At 70.6% G+C, this 15,842-nt stretch carries 12 protein-coding genes; 7 read left to right on the top strand and 5 right to left on the bottom strand.

Translation table 11 applies throughout. The features are described from left to right. Positions 1 to 38 precede the first annotated feature (38 nt). Positions 39 to 1,838 (top strand): glycoside hydrolase family 15 protein, encoded by a 1,800-nt coding sequence (locus tag OG992_RS15105; protein ID WP_238683429.1) that lies wholly within the window; start codon positions 39 to 41, stop codon positions 1,836 to 1,838. Between the two features lie 254 nt (positions 1,839 to 2,092). Further along, entirely contained in the window at positions 2,093 to 3,463 is a 1,371-nt protein-coding gene (locus OG992_RS15100; protein ID WP_238683428.1) for a pectate lyase, read from the top strand. A gap of 51 nt (positions 3,464 to 3,514) precedes the next feature. Here the strand turns inward: OG992_RS15100 and OG992_RS15095 are convergent, their stop codons facing one another. Next, on the bottom strand, positions 3,515 to 4,705 hold the full coding sequence (locus OG992_RS15095; RefSeq protein ID WP_266303546.1) for a threonine synthase: 1,191 nt from the start codon (positions 4,703 to 4,705) through the stop codon (positions 3,515 to 3,517). Positions 4,706 to 4,719: 14 nt separating this feature from the next. After that, entirely contained in the window at positions 4,720 to 5,763 is a 1,044-nt protein-coding gene (locus tag OG992_RS15090; protein WP_266303545.1) for a DNA polymerase ligase N-terminal domain-containing protein, read from the bottom strand. A gap of 94 nt (positions 5,764 to 5,857) precedes the next feature. Between OG992_RS15090 and OG992_RS15085 the strand changes: the two genes are divergently transcribed. The 3 genes from OG992_RS15085 (at position 5,858) to OG992_RS15075 (ending at position 7,890) form a co-directional block, all read left to right on the top strand. Then, the gene (locus OG992_RS15085; RefSeq protein WP_238683425.1) at positions 5,858 to 6,646 is read left to right on the top strand and encodes an aldo/keto reductase; all 789 of its coding nucleotides are present in this window, start codon (positions 5,858 to 5,860) and stop codon (positions 6,644 to 6,646) included. A gap of 126 nt (positions 6,647 to 6,772) precedes the next feature. Continuing rightward, positions 6,773 to 6,925 carry a hypothetical protein gene (locus OG992_RS15080; protein WP_238683424.1) on the top strand — a complete coding sequence of 51 codons (153 nt, stop codon included), beginning with the start codon at positions 6,773 to 6,775 and terminating at the stop codon, positions 6,923 to 6,925. Further along, entirely contained in the window at positions 6,925 to 7,890 is a 966-nt protein-coding gene (locus OG992_RS15075) for an N-acetylmuramoyl-L-alanine amidase (RefSeq protein WP_266303544.1), read from the top strand. The genes OG992_RS15080 and OG992_RS15075 overlap by 1 nt, the downstream gene beginning before the upstream one ends. A 14-nt stretch (positions 7,891 to 7,904) precedes the next feature. Here the strand turns inward: OG992_RS15075 and OG992_RS15070 are convergent, their stop codons facing one another. Next, entirely contained in the window at positions 7,905 to 9,461 is a 1,557-nt protein-coding gene (locus OG992_RS15070) for a SulP family inorganic anion transporter (protein ID WP_266303543.1), read from the bottom strand. Between the two features lie 118 nt (positions 9,462 to 9,579). Further along, a complete protein-coding gene (locus tag OG992_RS15065; protein ID WP_266303542.1) occupies positions 9,580 to 10,701 on the bottom strand; it encodes a cellulose binding domain-containing protein in 1,122 nt (373 codons plus the stop codon). Between the two features lie 299 nt (positions 10,702 to 11,000). Between OG992_RS15065 and OG992_RS15060 the strand changes: the two genes are divergently transcribed. Both OG992_RS15060 and ctaD read left to right on the top strand, forming a co-directional pair. Beyond that, entirely contained in the window at positions 11,001 to 12,107 is a 1,107-nt protein-coding gene (locus OG992_RS15060; RefSeq protein WP_238683420.1) for an FAD-dependent monooxygenase, read from the top strand. A gap of 130 nt (positions 12,108 to 12,237) precedes the next feature. After that, positions 12,238 to 13,998: a cytochrome c oxidase subunit I gene (gene ctaD, locus OG992_RS15055; RefSeq protein ID WP_238683419.1), complete on the top strand. Its 1,761-nt coding sequence runs from the start codon at positions 12,238 to 12,240 to the stop codon at positions 13,996 to 13,998. A gap of 590 nt (positions 13,999 to 14,588) precedes the next feature. Here ctaD and OG992_RS15050 read toward each other — a convergent pair. Further along, positions 14,589 to 15,836: an MFS transporter gene (locus tag OG992_RS15050; protein ID WP_238683418.1), complete on the bottom strand. Its 1,248-nt coding sequence runs from the start codon at positions 15,834 to 15,836 to the stop codon at positions 14,589 to 14,591. Between the last annotated feature and the right edge of the window lie 6 nt (positions 15,837 to 15,842).

The raw sequence follows: 15,842 nt of genomic DNA, 5'->3' as shown, positions 1-15,842 counted from the left end.
TCCGGCCTGATCCGGGCCGAGGCGGGTACCCCCGGCGGGTGGAGCAGCAGCCGCAGATCTCCGACTACGGGTTCCTCTCGGACTCTCGTTCGGGTGCCCTGGTCGGCAAGGACGGCTCGATCGACTGGTGGTGCCCGCACCGGTTCGACGGATCGTCCGTGTTCGCGCGGTTGCTCGACCCGAGGGCCGGCCACTTCCGGCTGGCGCCGGTCGGGTTCGGTGGTCCGGGTCACCGGGTGGAGCGTGCGTACCTGCCGGACACGTTGGTGCTGCGGACTGTGCACCACACCCCGCACGGCAGCGTGGCGGTCACCGACGCGCTGGCCGCCGAGGTCGGCGCCCGCGCCCACGAGCTGGGCAAGAACTCACCCGCGGTGCTGATCCGGGTGGTCGAGGGGCTCTCCGGGCGGGTACGGATGGCGTTGGACTTCGCGCCCCGCCCGGAGTACGGCCTGCTCACGCCGTACCTGCACGAGCAGCCGGACGGCGGGGTGCTGGCCGGCGCCGGCCCGGTGGTGCTGATGTTGCGCGCCGGGGGCCTGCACCTGCGGGCGGGCACCGACCGGGTGACCCACGAGTTCGAGGTCTCCGCCGGTCAGGTCATCGGGATGGACCTCGCGTTCGGCGAGGCGTACGGCGACCCGCCGGCCCGGGTGAACCCGCTGACCACCCTCGCCGAGACGACGGAGGCGTGGCAGGCGTTCCGGGAGACGCACGGGTACTCCGGCCGATACCCCGAACTCGTCAAACACAGCTCGACCGTCCTGACCGGCCTCACGTACGCCCGCAGTGGCGCGGTCGCCGCCGCGTTGACCACCTCGTTGCCGGAGCAGATCGGTGGCGACCGGAACTACGACTACCGCTACTCCTGGCTGCGGGACTTCTCGTTGACCATGCGGGCTCTCTGGGTGGCGGCCTGCCCCGACGAGACGTCCCGGTTGTTCGCCTGGGCGACCCGTTCGATCGGCCGGTTCGGTGATGAGCCAGTGCCGGTGCTCTTCGGGCTGGAGGGGGAACGCGACCTCTCCGAACACCACTGCAACCACCTGCGCGGCTACCGTGACAGTCGACCGGTGCGGGTCGGCAACGACGCCTGGCGGCAGCGGCAGCTCGACGTGCCGGGTGAGGTGATGTCGGCGGTGTGGCGGTTGCGCGACTACCTCGGCGCACGGTTCGAGGACGAGCTGCGGGAGATGGTGCTCGGGCTGACCGAGCAGGTGGCCGCTACGTGGCACCTGCCGGACCGGGGCATCTGGGAGACACGCGACGAGGAACGCCAGTACGTCTCGTCCAAGGTGTCCTGCTGGTTGACGATGGACCGGGCGGTGGGGCTCGCCGACCGGCTCGGTGATCGGGCCGACCCGCATCGCTGGGCGCGGGTACGCGACGAGATCCGCGACACCGTGCTGCGCGAGGGGTGGAACGAACGGATCGGGGCGTTCACCGGCGCGTTCGGATCGGCGGAGCTGGACGCCTCGGTGCTCGCGCTGCCGGTCACGCACTTCCTGCCGGCCACCGATCCGCGGATGCGCTCGACGATCGCGATGGTCGAGCGCGAGCTGGGCACCGAGGACGGTCTGCTGCGGCGTTGGACGACCGACCCGGCCGGATTCCTGCTGTGCTCGTTCTGGCTGGTGGAATGTCTGGTGATGACGGGTGAGCCGCAGCGCGCCGAGGCGCTCTTCGAGCGAGTCGTCGGGTACTCCAACGACGTGGGGTTGTTCAGCGAGCAGATCGACCTGACCACCGGCACGCAGCTCGGCAACATCCCGCAGGCGCTCTCGCACATCGGGCTGATCAACGCGGCGTGGCGGATCACCGAGCCGGAGAGCTACTGAGCGGTCGGCGTTGCGCCCCGGGAATCCTGCAACAGACCTGCAAACGCCAGGCATTGACGTTGATGGTTGGACAGTCCTAGCCTCGAAGCATCGGGAAAGCCCTTTCCCCAGGGTCTTGAACCCGCCTCACCCCGCCTCGGATCCGGGCGTCCGACGGGGGCGCACACCGATCCCGTTCAGCGCAGCACGCCGTGCGAGCACGTCTCGGTACGGCGGCCGAGGGATCACCACCACATGCGTCAAGGAGGACACCTGTGCAGAAAAGACGACTCTCCGGCCGCCGACCACTCCTGCTGGCGGTCGGTGCCGGGGTGACCGCTGCGGCCCTCGCCGCCGGCATGACCTCGGCCTTCGCGGCCACCGTCTTCAGCGACGACTTCACCGACGGCGACACCTCCGGCTGGTCCAAGTCCGGCGGCACCTGGGCCGTCGACGGCTCGGGCGTGCTCAACCAGTCCAACGCCGGCAGCGAGCTGGCCCGGCAGTTCGCCGGCCAGACCAGCTGGACCAACTACTCCGTGCAGGCCCGGGTCAGGCCCACGAGCTTCGGCTCGTCCGGTGCCCTGGTCGGGCTCGCCGCCCGCTCCACCAGCAGCACAAAGATGTACCGGCTGGCCCTGCTCGGCTCGGGCCGGGCCGAACTCCAGGCGGTCAACGGCAGCTCCGTCACGGCGATCGGTTCCGCAGCTCTGGGCGTCGGCACCGGCACCTGGTACAACCTGCGCATCGAGACCAGCGGCAGCACCATCCGCGGCTTCGTCAACGGCACCCAGATCGCGTCCGGCAGCAACAGCCTGGCCGGCGCGGGCCGGATCGGCCTGGTCACCGCGTACGCCAGTGGCGGCTTCGACGACGTGTCGGTCGACTCGTCCGGCGGCGGCACCCCGACGACTCCGCCACCGACGACCACTCCGCCACCCACCACCACGCCGCCGCCGACCACCACACCTCCGCCGGCTGGCTGGCCGACGCCCACCGGCAGCCAGAAGGTGGACGCCACGATCCCGGTCTCCGGCTCGTTCGACGGTGGGCTCAAGCGCTACTACGGCATCGGTGACGGCGGGCAGGGCGAGAGCCAGGACCCGATGTTCGAGCTGGCCGCGGGCGCCACCCTGCGCAACGTGATCATCGGTGCTCCGGCCGGCGACGGCGTGCACTGCGAGGGCAACTGCACCCTGATCAACGTCTGGTGGGAGGACGTCGGCGAGGACGCGGCGACCTTCCGCGGCGGCACCACGTACACGGTCGACGGCGGTGGAGCCCGTTCCGCCAGCGACAAGGTCTTCCAGCACAACGGCTCGGGCACCGTCTACATCAAGAACTTCCGGGTGGAGAACGCCGGCAAGCTCTACCGTGCCTGCGGCAACTGCTCCACGTCGTACCAGCGGCACGTGGTGATCGACAACGTGATCGTCCGGAACACCGACGCGATCGCCGGCATCAACACCAACTGGGGCGACACGGCCCGGTTCAGCCGGATCACCATCGTCGGCGACCCGGACCGGGAGACGTCGATCTGCGTGAAGTACAAGGGCGTGCCGAAGGGCGGCGAGCCGACCGAGATCGGCGAGGGCGCCGACGGCGTCAACTGCCTCTACTCACCCTCGGACATCACCTACCAGTAGACCGGCACGACGGCGTCCCGCGTACCGCCCGGTCCGCGGGGCGCCGTCACCTCAACCCATCACTGGTACGCCGGAGACGTCGACAGTGTCCGGGTACTTCAACCCGGCACCGGTGTTGAGCACCACCACCCGTTCGCCGGCCCGGATCCACCCGCCCGCGCGCAGTTGCCGGGCCGCCGTGAGGCAGGCCGCCCCCTCCGGGCAGAGCAGCAGCCCCTCCCGGGCGGCGAAGTCCCGCAGATCGGCCAGGATGTCCGCGTCGTCGACGGCGACTGCCGTACCGGAGGACTCCCGCAGCGCCGCCAAGATCAGCTCGTCGCCCAGCGGGGCCGGCACCGTGATGCCGAACGCCACAGTGTGCGCGTCCGCCCACGGCTGGGCCCGATCCTCGCCGGCGGCGAAGGCCCGCACGATCGGCGCGCAGCCGGTGGACTGCACCGCCACCAGCCGGGGCAGCTTGTCGCCGATCCAGCCCAGCTCGCGCAGCTCGTGCAGCGCCTTGTGGATGCCGATCAGGCCGACCCCGCCGCCGGTGGGATAAATGATCACGTCCGGTGTCTGCCAGCCGAGCTGCTCGACGATCTCGTACCCCATCGTCTTCTTGCCCTCCAACCGGTAGGGCTCGCGCAGCGTGCCGGCGTCGAAGATCGCCCCGTTCGACTCCGCGATCAGCTCGGCCACCCGCCGACCGGCGTCGCCGATCAGCCCGTCGATCAGGCGCAGGTCGGCACCGGCGGCGACGCACTCGCGCCGGCAGATGGTCGGCGCCTCCAGCGGCATGACGATCGTCGCGCCCATTCCGGCCCGCGCGGCGTACGTGGCCCAGGCCGACCCGGCGTTGCCGTTGGTAGGCATCGCGATCCGCTCGACGCCCAGCTCGCGGGCCCGGCTCACCCCGACCGCCGCGCCCCGGGCCTTGAACGAGCCGGTCGGGACCAGCCCCTCGTCCTTGACCATCAGGTCCGCGATGCCGATCTCCGTGCCGTACGCCGGAGCCCGCAACAGCGGCGTCCAGCCCTCACCCAGCGTGGTGACGTGCCGAGGGTCGGCTACCGGCAGGACCTCCCGGTAGCGCCACAGGTCGGCCGGGCGCAGCGGAAAGCGTTCCGGGGTGACCGCCTTCGCCACGGCCGGCAGGTCGTAGCGGGCCAGCAGCGGCGACCCGCACTCGCAGAGATTCTGTAACCGGTCGGCGGCGTGTTCCTTGCCGCAGCGCGGGCAGTCCAGGTGAGTCAGGTACACGTTGCTCCTCGCCGTCACACCGCGTCGATGCTCAGCCAGTGCCGGCTGCGCCGCCCCGGCTGGTAGACCGAGTCCAGTCGCTTGGCGACCACGCCCGGCAGGCCCTGTTCCCGCCCGGCACGCAGGGCCTCGTCGCCCGCGCCCGGGAACCACGGCGGAGTCTGCCAGTGCATACCGGACAAGACCAGCCCATCGAGCAGCTCGCGGCGTTGCGTGTACGGCACGTCGACGCTGCTCACGCCCTCCAGCCACAGCAGGTCGACGATCAGGTACTGGGCGCCGGCGGGGACCCGGCTGCCGGTGGCCGGCCGTACCGGGCGGACCCGCCCGGCACCGTCGATGCGGACCAGCACACCGTCGAGCACCGCCTCGGTGGGCGCGAGCGCCTCGGCCATCGCGCGCAGCCACTGATACCCGCCGGTGATCTCCTCGTCGGTCTCGGAGAGCAGCCGCAGTCGCCCGCCGGAGACGTACGCCATCGCCCGGACGCCGTCCCAGCGCAGCTCGTACCCCCAGGCGGCGCGGTCGCGGGGGAGCCCGGCGGCGGGCGTGGTGTGCATCGGTCGGACCACCTCCGGCATCGGCGTCCAGCCCGGCGGCGCGGGGTCGGTGCGGCGGACCATCCAGTCCCGTCCTCCGGTGGCGAAGAGGACGTAGCGGCCGGCGGTCCGCTCACCGGAGAGCGTCACGATCACCTCGTCGTCGCGCCACTTCTCACAGCGGTAGGTGCCCCGGTCGTGAATCAGCATCCGGCCGCCGCCGTACTCACCGGAGGGGATCTCACCGGCGAAGTCGAGGTACTCCATCGGGTGGTCCTCGGTGTGCACGGCGAGGTGGTTGCGACCCGGATCGCGGGGCAGACCGCGTGGTACCGCCCACGAGGCGAGCACACCCTCGCGCTCCAGGCGCAGGTCCCAGTGCAGGCTGCGAGCGTGGTGCTGCTGAATGACGAAGCGTTCGGCGTCAGCACCGGACGGCGGCGGGCTCGCCGACGGCACCGGCTCGGGTGTGCGGGCCGCGTCCCGCCGTCGCCGGTACTCGTCCAGCCGGTCGGTCACACAAGCATTCTCCGGCAATCCGGACCGGTGCGCTGGAGGCCGGAGTGTCCGGTTCGCTCGGCGGCCGAGGGCGCGGCGGGGTAGAACGGACCTCATGGACCTCACCGACCAGCCCACCGCCCTGCTCCCCGGTGACGTGCGGATGCCCCTGCTCGGCTTCGGCACCTGGCAGGCCACCGGCCAGGCCGGTTACGACGCCGTGCTGGCCGCGCTCGACACCGGCTACCGGCACCTCGACACCGCCACCGTTTACGGCAACGAGCGGGAGGTCGGCCGGGCGGTACGGGAGAGCGGGTTGCGCCGGGAGGACCTCTTCATCACCACCAAGATCCCGCCGGACCGGGTGGGCCGGGAGCGCGCGACGCTGGAGGCCAGCCTGGAGGCGCTCGGCGTCGAGCACGTGGACCTCTGGCTGATCCACTGGCCGCCGTCGTCGCCGGGGGACAGCATCCCGCTCTGGCGCGAGCTGCTCGCCGCCCGCGACGAGAACCTGGCCCGGGCGGTAGGGGTGAGCAACTACAGCACCGCGGAGATCGACGAGCTGATCCAGTCCACCGAGGAGAACCCGGCGGTCAACCAGATCCGGTGGAGCCCGTCGCTGTACGACCGGCAGCGGCACGCCGAGCACCGGGACCGGGGCGTGGTGTTGGAGGGGTACAGCCCGTTCAAGACCAGCGACCTCAGTGACCCGGTGCTGACCAGGATCGCCGGCGCGCACGGCGTGTCCCCGGCGCAGGTGGTGCTGCGGTGGCACATCGACCACGAGATCGTGGTGATCCCGAAGTCGGTGACCCCGGAGCGGATCACCGCCAACTTCGACGTCTTCCACTTCTCGCTCACGGCGGAGGAGATGCGCGACATCGACGCGCTCGGCGAGGTCTGAATCGGCGAATTCCTTCAACCCGTGAACCGGCAATGAAGGGTATCGACATCGACGTACGTGACGGTATAGCGTCCCCGTCATCACGTTCGTCGATCCGTTCGTACCCGCCGTCGCTGGAGGATCGCCATGGCCCGAACCCCGTCCATCCGTCTGCCCCGCCGTGGGGTGCTCGGCATCCCCGCCCTGGTGGTCGCCGCGCTGACAGTCGTCGCCCGACCCGCCGCCGCGAGCGCCGCGCCGAAGGCCGAGTGCCTCGCCGACCTGCTTCAGGACGCCTGATGGCGACCATTCCCTGGCTGGTGGACGTGCTGCGCGCCGCCGGGGTCCAGGTAGTGGTCGAGGGGGACTGGCTCAACCGGATGCGGCCCGGCTCGTTCGACCCGATCGGGGTGCTCTGGCACCACACCGCCTCGACCTCCAGCGCCAGCAACCCGCACCCGGCGCTCGGCATCTGCATCAACGGCCGGTCCGACCTGCCGGGCCCGCTGTGCCAGGCGCTCGTCGACTACAACGGTGTCTTCCACGTCATCTCGGCCGGCCGGTGCAACCACGCCGGGGTCAGCGGCGGCAGCGGGCCGATCCCGGCCGGTGACGGCAACACCCTGATGGTCGGGTGGGAGATCGACTACAACGGCGTCAACCAGGAGATGACCGCCGCGCAGTACAACGCGTCGCTCGCCGCCACGGCCGCGGTGCTCACCCGGCTCGGCCGGGACAGCAGCTACGCCCGGGGCCACCGGGAGACCAGCACCAGCGGCAAGATCGACCCGTCCTTCATCGACCTGAACGTCATGCGCGCCGACGTGGCGGCGAGAATGGCCGGCGGCGGCACGGCCTGGTCCTCCACTGTCGACAACACCACCAGCGGTCGGTTCACCGCCAGCGCCAACTGGGGCGTGTCGTCGTACTCCAGTCAGCGCTACGGCGCCGACTACCGCTACGCGGACCCGGTCGCCGCCAGCGACGTCGCGTGGTACCGGTTCAACGTCCCGGCCACCGCCAGCTACCGGGTCGAGGCCTGGTGGCCGGCGAACTCCGGCTACAACAGCGCCGCCCCGTACATCGTCGCCACCAGCGCCGGCAATCAGACCGTCCGGGTCGACCAACGGGCCACCGGTGGGCAGTGGCGGGTCCTCGGCACGTTCACACTCCCGGCCGGTGACGCCAACCGGGTGGGCGTGAGCCGGTGGAGCAACGCCACCGGCCTGGTCGTCGCCGACGCCGTACGCCTCACCCGCGTCTGACGACGGTTCTGGTTTCACGGAACCCGAGGGTTTGCGAGGGACGGTGCGACGTGCCCATGCGCATCCGAAGACTGGCGACCCCGAGCCACGCACGGGGAGGTGCGTTTGCCGGTACCGAGCCCGTCGGTGCCCGCACGGTGCAACCACGAGCCGTGTACCTCGTCGACCTGGACGGTGCCGCCGGACCGCGTGTAGGACGCCTGCCAGTCGCGGATGGTCTCGTAGGCGCCGTGGTCGAGATAGTCCAGGTGTAGTTCGAGGACGACGTGCTGCCCCGGGGGCAGGGCGGCGAGCCGGCGGGTGAGTCGTCCGGAGGCGACGAAGGCGAGTGTTCCGATGATCGACACGAGCCAACTGCCGGAGTTCGGCTCGGTGACGTGGATCTCGCACCGGGCAAGCCGCCACAACATGAAGAGCACCGCCGTCGCCATGCCGAGCCCGACCCCGATGAGCAGGTCGGTCGCGGCAACGCCGACCGCGGTGATCACGTAGATGGGCAGTTCCCGGTGCCGGGCGTACGTGCGGATCTGGGCGAGGCTCACCAGTCGCAGGCCGACCACCACGAGGACGGCGGCGAGCACGGCCATCGGGATCATTTCCAGCAGTACGGCGCCAGCCATCACGAACCCGGCGATCCAGACTCCGTGCAGGATGGCCGAGGCGCGGGTGCGTGCCCCAGCCGCGACGTTGGCTGAGCTGCGCACGATGACGCCGGTGACCGGGAGGCCGCCGAGCGTTCCGGACACGGCGTTCGCGGCGCCCTGAGCGATGAGTTCGCGATCGAGGTTCGCCCGTGCGCCGTGGTGCATGCGGTCGACGGCCACCGCCGAGAGAAGAGATTCCACGCTCGCCACCAGGGCGATGGTGATGACTGCCGGGAGGACCTCCCACAGCGGTGAATCGGGCCAGCGGGCGAAGGTGAGCGCGTTCAAGGGGTTGGCGGGCAGGTTCACCCGCTCCACGTCGGCACCGAGGGCCGTCGCGACCACTGTGGCAACCACCACCGCCACCAGGGTCGCCGGCAGCATGGTGGTCTTGACCAGCCGTGCCCAGACCAGCAGCAGGGTCATGGTCAGCGCGCCGAGCAGCACGGACACGCTGTGGTAGTCGGCGACCTGGCCGGGTAGGTCGCGGAGATTCGCCCACGCCGAGCTCTGGGGCGCGCCGCCGAGCGCTACGTGGACCTGGCTCAGCGCGATGACCAGGCCGATGCCGGCCAGCATCCCGTGTACGACAGTCGGCGACAGGGCGAGCGCGGCCCGCCCGAGGCGGGTGATGCCCAGCAGGATCTGCAGCAGCCCGGCGAGGGTCACGATCGCGGCGGTGCCGGCGAAGCCGAACTCGGCGATGGTGCCCGCGACGATCACGGTGAGCCCAGCCGCCGGTCCGCTGACCTGGAGCGGCGCGCCGCTGAGCGCGCCGGCGACTATCCCGCCCACGACGGCGGCGATCAGCCCGGCCAGCAGGGGTGCTCCGGAGGCGGCAGCGATGCCGAGGGACAACGGGATGGCGATCAGGAAGACAACGATCGACGAGGGGACATCGTGCCGAAATAGGGCTTTGACCGACATGTTCGGAAGGTACTCAAATAATATTAATGCATAGTTAAGCGTGATTCTTTCACCCGCGACCAACGACGTGCGGGGGCGTGACCGACCAGGTCACGCCCCCGCACATCGTGGTGTCGGCTCAGTTGCGGGAGCAGGTTGCCCCGTTGAGCGAGAAGCTGGTCGGCGACGAGTACGAGCCGCTCAGCGTCCCCTGGTAGCCGAAGCTGGCCGTGCCGCCGGGTGCTACCGATCCGTTGTGGCCGGTGTTGCGGGCGGTCACCGTCGACCCGCTCTGGCTCACAGTGGCGTTCCAGGCGTTGGTGACCTGCTGCCCACCGGGCAGGCTGTAGGCCAGCGTCCAACCGTTGATCGCGCTGGACCCGGTGTTGGTGATCTGCACGTCGGCCGTGAAGCCGTTGTTCCACGAGTTCGCCGTGTACTTCACGGCGCAGCTCGCGCCACCGCTCGGCGGCGGGGTCGTCGGGTTGGTCGGCGGCTGGCCGCCACCGTTGACGTTTGCCGAGAACGAGGTCACCGCGAGGCCGGCGCCGCCCTGCCACGGCTCGAAGCCGGCCTGGATGCTGGTCAGGTACCAGGAGTTGGTGATCGCACCCCGGTTGCGGGTGTCGTTGATGAAGTCCAGCACGCTGAAGTTCAGGCTGGAGATCGCCGACGACGCGACGTAGGAGATGACGTTGTTGGAGCCGTTGCTGCCCCGCCAGACCTCCCAGGTGCGGCCGGCCAGGTTCGTGGTGCCGACGACCGATCCGATGGGCTGAATCGGGCCCTGCCGGTTGAGCCAGATCATGATCTCCATCTGGTTCACCCCGTCCCGCTTCGGCGACGGGTCCAGCCAGATGTCGTACGACGCGTTGTACGTGGCGCCGCTGACGTAGCGGTAGGAGATGCTGCTGGTGGCGCTGCTGATCTGGCTCACCTGGATCGGCAGGTTCGTGCCGGGGGAGCAGTTGGTGTAGTGACAACCGAGGAACACCGAGGGGTACGCCGTGGGCGCGCCGTTGGTGGGGCTGCTGCCGTTCTGGGTGATGATCTCGAAGCCGTTGTTGGTGGCGTTGATGCACTGCTGGGCGGTGGTGCCCCAGCGGTTGTTCTGCACCACGTAGCGGCCCCCGATGACTGTCGAGCCGTACTGTTCGCAGATCTGCGTGTCGGCGGAGGCGCTGCCTCCGAGGGCTACTGCCACCAGCGAACTGGCGACCAGCAACCCGGCGGCGGCCAGGGCCCGAAGTTGACGTTTCATGACACTCCTCGACTCGGCGCGTGCCGGGCGCCGGATGTGGTGGGGCAGTGCGGGAGCGCTCCCACGCTCAACGACACATTTACATGTCTGAAACTGCTGCGCAACCGTCCGCGTCGAACTGGTGAATTGTGAGGATTGCCATGCCCCGCCGGACGGCTGGCCACGGACGGCCAGCCAAGCGGCGCGGGCCACCGACGAGCGGCGGGGTGCGGGCCGATTGGGCCTGGTGTGCGCCGATCGCTCCGAGTAGCGTGTTGCCTCCAACGCGTGCCGCTCCCCCTCCGGAGGCGTACACCACCATGGGTGGCTCCCCCCTGCGCATCCTCGTCGTCGGCGCGGGCATCGCCGGCCTGGCCGTAGCCCGGGCGCTGCGCCTGGCGGGCTTCCGGCCCGACGTCACCGACAAGCTGCCACCTGGGGAGTCCACCGAGACCGGTCTCTACCTGCCCGGCAACGCCGCCCGCGCCCTACACCGGCTCGACCTGCACGACCCGGTCCGGCCGATCGGGCAGGTGATCCGCCGGCAGCGGTTCTTCGACGCCGCGGGCGCGCAACTCTGCGAGGTCGACCTCGACGCACTCTGGACCGGCGTCGGCGAATGCCGGGCGCTGCCCCGGGCCGACCTGCACCGGGTGCTGCTCAGTGGTGCCGGTGGCGCCGTCCGGCACGGCGCCGAGGTCCGCACCCTGGACCTGCTCCCGGGCGCTGTCGGCGTCACCTTCACCGATGGCACCACCAGCGAGTACGACCTGGTCATCGGCGCCGACGGGCCACGCTCCTCGGTCCGCGCGCTGGCCGCGCTCGGCGGGCCGCCGCGCCCGGTGGGGCAGGTGGTCTACCGGGCCGTCCTGCGCGACGGTCCACCGGTCACCGAGTGGACCGCACTGCTCGGCCAGCGCTCCGGGTTCCTGATGGTGCCGATCGGTGCCGGGCGGCTGCACCTCTACGCCGACGAGGCCGGCACCGAGGAACCCGCCGACCCGCTGGCCCGACTGCGGGACCTCTTCGCCGACTACCGCGGCCCGGTACCCGAGGTGCTGGCGGCCCTCGACGAGGTGCACGTCGGGATCACCGACGAGGTGGAGTTGGGCCGCTGGTACCGGGGGCGTGTCCTGCTGGTCGGCGATGCCGCGCACGCCACCGCGCCGACGCTGTCGCAGGGTGCGGCCATGGCCTTGGAGGACGCCGTGGTGCTGGCCGAGTCGCTGCGCGCCGCCAACAGCGTGGAGGCGGCGCTCGTGGCGTACGAGAGTCGTCGCCGTCCGCGTACCCGATGGGTGCGGGACCGGACCCGGGACCGCAACCGCACCAGGGACGTCCCGCCGGCGCTGCGCGACCCGTTGCTGCGCGGACGCGGCGACCGGATCTTCGGGGAGCACTACCGGCTCCTGCTCGGCCCGCTGTAGGCCCGTAGTAGATCGTGTCACGCCACCCCACGCGGCGCTGCGACCTGCCGGGGACTATCCTCCTTGCGGATGACGGCCCGCCGATAAACAGCGTGTGCCGAGCGGGACAACCGAGAACCGGAGGCCACTCGTGACCACCGTCGCACCCAAGCCGGTCGTGACCCGGCCCTGGCCGGTCCGGGAGCCGGTCAAGGGGTCGGCCATCGCGCGGCTGCTGCGAACCACGGACGCGAAGCAAATCGGGATCATGTACATGATCACCGCGTTCGCGTTCTTCATGATCGGTGGCCTGATGGCTCTGGTCATGCGTGCTGAGCTGGCCCGACCCGGGCTGCAGTTCCTGTCGCCGGAGCAGTACAACCAGCTCTTCACGATGCACGGCACGATCATGTTGCTGTTCTTCGCGACGCCGATCGTGTTCGCGTTCGCGAACTACATCGTGCCGATCCAGATCGGCGCGCCCGACGTCTCCTTCCCCCGGCTGAACAGCTTCGCCTACTGGCTGTACCTGTTCGGCGGGACGATGGCGACCGCCGGATTCATCACCCCGGGCGGCGCCGCCGACTTCGGCTGGTTCGCGTACGCGCCGCTGAGCAGCGTCGAACACTCGCCTGGCGTCGGCGCGAACATGTGGATCATGGGTCTGGCCATCTCCGGCCTGGGCACCATCCTCGGCGCCGTGAACATGATCACCACTGTGCTGACCCTGCGCGCGCCCGGCATGACCATGTTCCGGATGCCGATCTTCACGTGGAACATCCTGGTCACCAGCCTCCTGGTGATCCTGGTCTTCCCGCTGCTGGCCGCCGCGCTGTTCGCGCTCGCCGCGGACCGGATCCTCGGCGCGCACGTGTACGACCCGGCAACCGGTGGGCCGATGCTCTGGCAGCACCTGTTCTGGTTCTTCGGGCACCCCGAGGTCTACATCGTGGCGTTGCCGTTCTTCGGCATCATCAGCGAGGTCATCCCGGTCTTCTCCCGCAAGCCGATCTTCGGCTACAAGGGTCTGGTCGCCGCGACCGTCGCGATCGCCGCGCTCTCCATGAGCGTCTGGGCGCACCACATGTTCGCCACCGGCCAGGTGCTGCTGCCGTTCTTCAGCTTCCTGAGCTACCTGATCGCCGTGCCGACCGGTATGAAATTCTTCAACTGGATCGGCACCATGTGGCGGGGCCAGATCAGCTTCGAGACCCCCATGCTCTGGGCGGTCGGCTTCCTGGTGACCTTCCTCTTCGGTGGTCTCACCGGTGTGCTGCTGGCCAGCCCGCCGATCGACTTCCACGTGTCGGACTCGTACTTCGTGGTGGCGCACTTCCACTACGTGCTCTTCGGCACCATCGTGTTCGCGGTCTTCGCGGGCATCTACTTCTGGTTCCCGAAGATGTTCGGCCGGATGCTCGACGAGCGCCTGGGCAAGGTGCACTTCTGGCTCACCATGATCGGCTTCCACACCACGTTCCTGGTGCAGCACTGGCTCGGCAACGAGGGCATGCCCCGTCGGTACGCCGACTACCTGCCCAGCGACGGCTTCACCACGCTGAACACGATCTCCACGATCGGCGCGTTCATCACCGGTATCTCCACGCTGCCGTTCATCTACAACTGCTGGAAGTCGTACAAGACCGGCCCGGTGGTCGAGGTGAACGACCCCTGGGGTCACGGCAACTCGCTGGAGTGGGCGACCAGCAGCCCGCCGCCGCTGCGTAACTTCGACCGGATGCCGCGGATCCGCTCCGAGCGGCCGGCGTTCGACGCGAAGTTCCCGGAGTTGGCGGCCGGTGGTCAGAGCCTGGCCGGCCCGCCGGAGGGTGGCGCCAAGCCGCTCACCAGCGAGTCGGACGGCGGGGCCAGCTACCGCGAGGACACCGCGAGCGACGCCGACAGGCACTGACGCTCAGCTCAGCAGTACGACGGGCGCCGCCCCCGGGACACCGGGAGCGGCGCCCGTCGCCATGCCCAGCCCACTGTCACTCGCGCGTCTCGCCGCGTTCCAGCCGCTCCGCGTCGCTCACCGGCGGGCTGTCTACCGCAGTTCCGCCTGCCCGCCTGCCCGCCCTGCCCGGCCTGGATCGGCCCTGCCCGCCCTGCCCTTGCTTGGCGCGGCTGGGCTGCGGAGCATTTCCCTGATGACCCTGACGGCTGTATAGCCTCGGCTCCAGTCCGCCAGGCCGGCCTGACTCGGCCAGCCCGGCTTGGGTCCGTCTAGCCCTGGCCTGGTCCCGCCGGTTGGCCTGCTTCGGCTGGATCCGCTTGGCCCTGCCGGCCGGGCCCGCGTGGCACCAGCGTGGCCGGATCTCCAGGTGACGGTAGTGCTGACGAGCGATATACCTGTGAGTCATAAATATGCCTCACAGGTATATCTGCCGTCAGCATGTGTGCCGGCTGTCGGTGCGGTCGAGGTGGATCGCCTACCAGTGTGGCAATGCGTCGTTCCGGCAGAGCAGGGACGCCGACCTTCAGCTTCGCGCGACGGCGGGGTGGTCAGCGGGCGGCGGGGGAGAGGTCGGCCTCGGCGGGCGGCGGGGTGGCCGCCTCGGCGATGCGGCGGCGGCGCAGCTCGATCGGGAGCACCACCACAGTGACCAGCGCGCCGAGCGCACCGGTCACCACGAAGCCCCAGAGTGGCGCGCTGGCGTCGATCACCGCGCCGGCGAGCGGCGCACCGACCGCGATGCCGACGGTGACGGCGGAGCCGTGCAGACCCATCGCCTCACCGCGTACCTCGGCCGGAACCAGGCGGCTGACGGCGTCCGAGCCGGCCGCGATGGTCGGCGCGCAGAGCGCTCCGGCGGGGATCAGCGCCAGGCACAGCAGCCACCAGTGCGCGCCGCCCAGCCCCACCGGAATGGTGCACACTGCCAGCGCGGCGGTCAGTGCCAGCGGGGAGAACGAGCGGTGTACGGCCCCGTACGCGAAACCGCCGGCCAGCGAGGCGACCGCCCAGATGGCCAGGACCGCGCCGGTCCACCCGACCTCGCCGCTGGCCCGCAGAACGGCAACCACCGCCACGTCGGTGCCCCCGAGCACCAGGGTCGCCGCGGCGCTGAGCGCCAGGACGGCGAGCAGCCGGGGGGTCAGCCACTCCCGGCGCGGCACGCGGCGTTGTGGGCCGGTGGGCTCGGTGGCCTCCCGGATGGGTGGGTTGACCACCCACAGGGCGATCCCGGCGGCGACGATGCCGCCACCGACCAGGTACATGGTGGTCTGCGCGGAGATCGCGGTGACCAGGGCCACCGCCAGCGCCGGGCCGATCATGAAGGACAGCTCCACCGACATCGAGTCCAGTGCGTAAGCCGGGCGGCGTTGGTCCTCGGGGACCAGCGCGGCGATCGACTGACGGACCACGGAGAAGATGGGCAGGGCCAGGGAACCGGCCACGAAGGCGGCAGGCAGGAGCACCGGGTACGCCAGCGTCGGCGCGGTGGACCAGAAGATCGCCTCGGCGATCGCGGTGAGCACCAGGACCGGGCGCAGTCCACGCCGGTCCACGAGTCGGCCGAGCAGCGGCCCGCCGATCGCCGCGCCCACTGTGACCGCCGCACCCACCAGCCCGGCCGCCCCGTAGCCCCGATCAAGATCGAGCACCACGTGGAAGGTCAACGTCACCCCGGTCGCGGTGAGCGGGATGCGGGCGAGGACGGCAACCAGTAGCAGCGACCGCAGACCGGGCAGGGCGAGCGCCCGCCGGTAAGGCTTCATGTTCACGTGGGTCCGTACCTCCGGCGCCATCTTCGA

Origin of the sequence: Micromonospora sp. NBC_00362 (assembly GCF_026342155.1) — a bacterium.
GTDB classification, from domain to species: Bacteria; Actinomycetota; Actinomycetes; order Mycobacteriales; family Micromonosporaceae; genus Micromonospora; species Micromonospora hortensis.
Note: the sequence above shows the minus strand (reverse complement) of the source record. Positions and strands in the feature narration are given on the sequence as shown.

Coding starts and splice junctions, on each gene's coding strand:
- OG992_RS15085 (WP_238683425.1), top strand. CDS start 5,858: ATGGACCTCACCGACCAGCCCACCGCCCTGCTCCCCGGTGACGTGCGG.
- OG992_RS15080 (WP_238683424.1), top strand. CDS start 6,773: ATGGCCCGAACCCCGTCCATCCGTCTGCCCCGCCGTGGGGTGCTCGGC.
- OG992_RS15075 (WP_266303544.1), top strand. CDS start 6,925: ATGGCGACCATTCCCTGGCTGGTGGACGTGCTGCGCGCCGCCGGGGTC.
- OG992_RS15070 (WP_266303543.1), bottom strand. CDS start 9,461: ATGTCGGTCAAAGCCCTATTTCGGCACGATGTCCCCTCGTCGATCGTT.
- OG992_RS15065 (WP_266303542.1), bottom strand. CDS start 10,701: ATGAAACGTCAACTTCGGGCCCTGGCCGCCGCCGGGTTGCTGGTCGCC.
- OG992_RS15060 (WP_238683420.1), top strand. CDS start 11,001: ATGGGTGGCTCCCCCCTGCGCATCCTCGTCGTCGGCGCGGGCATCGCC.
- OG992_RS15050 (WP_238683418.1), bottom strand. CDS start 15,836: ATGGCGCCGGAGGTACGGACCCACGTGAACATGAAGCCTTACCGGCGG.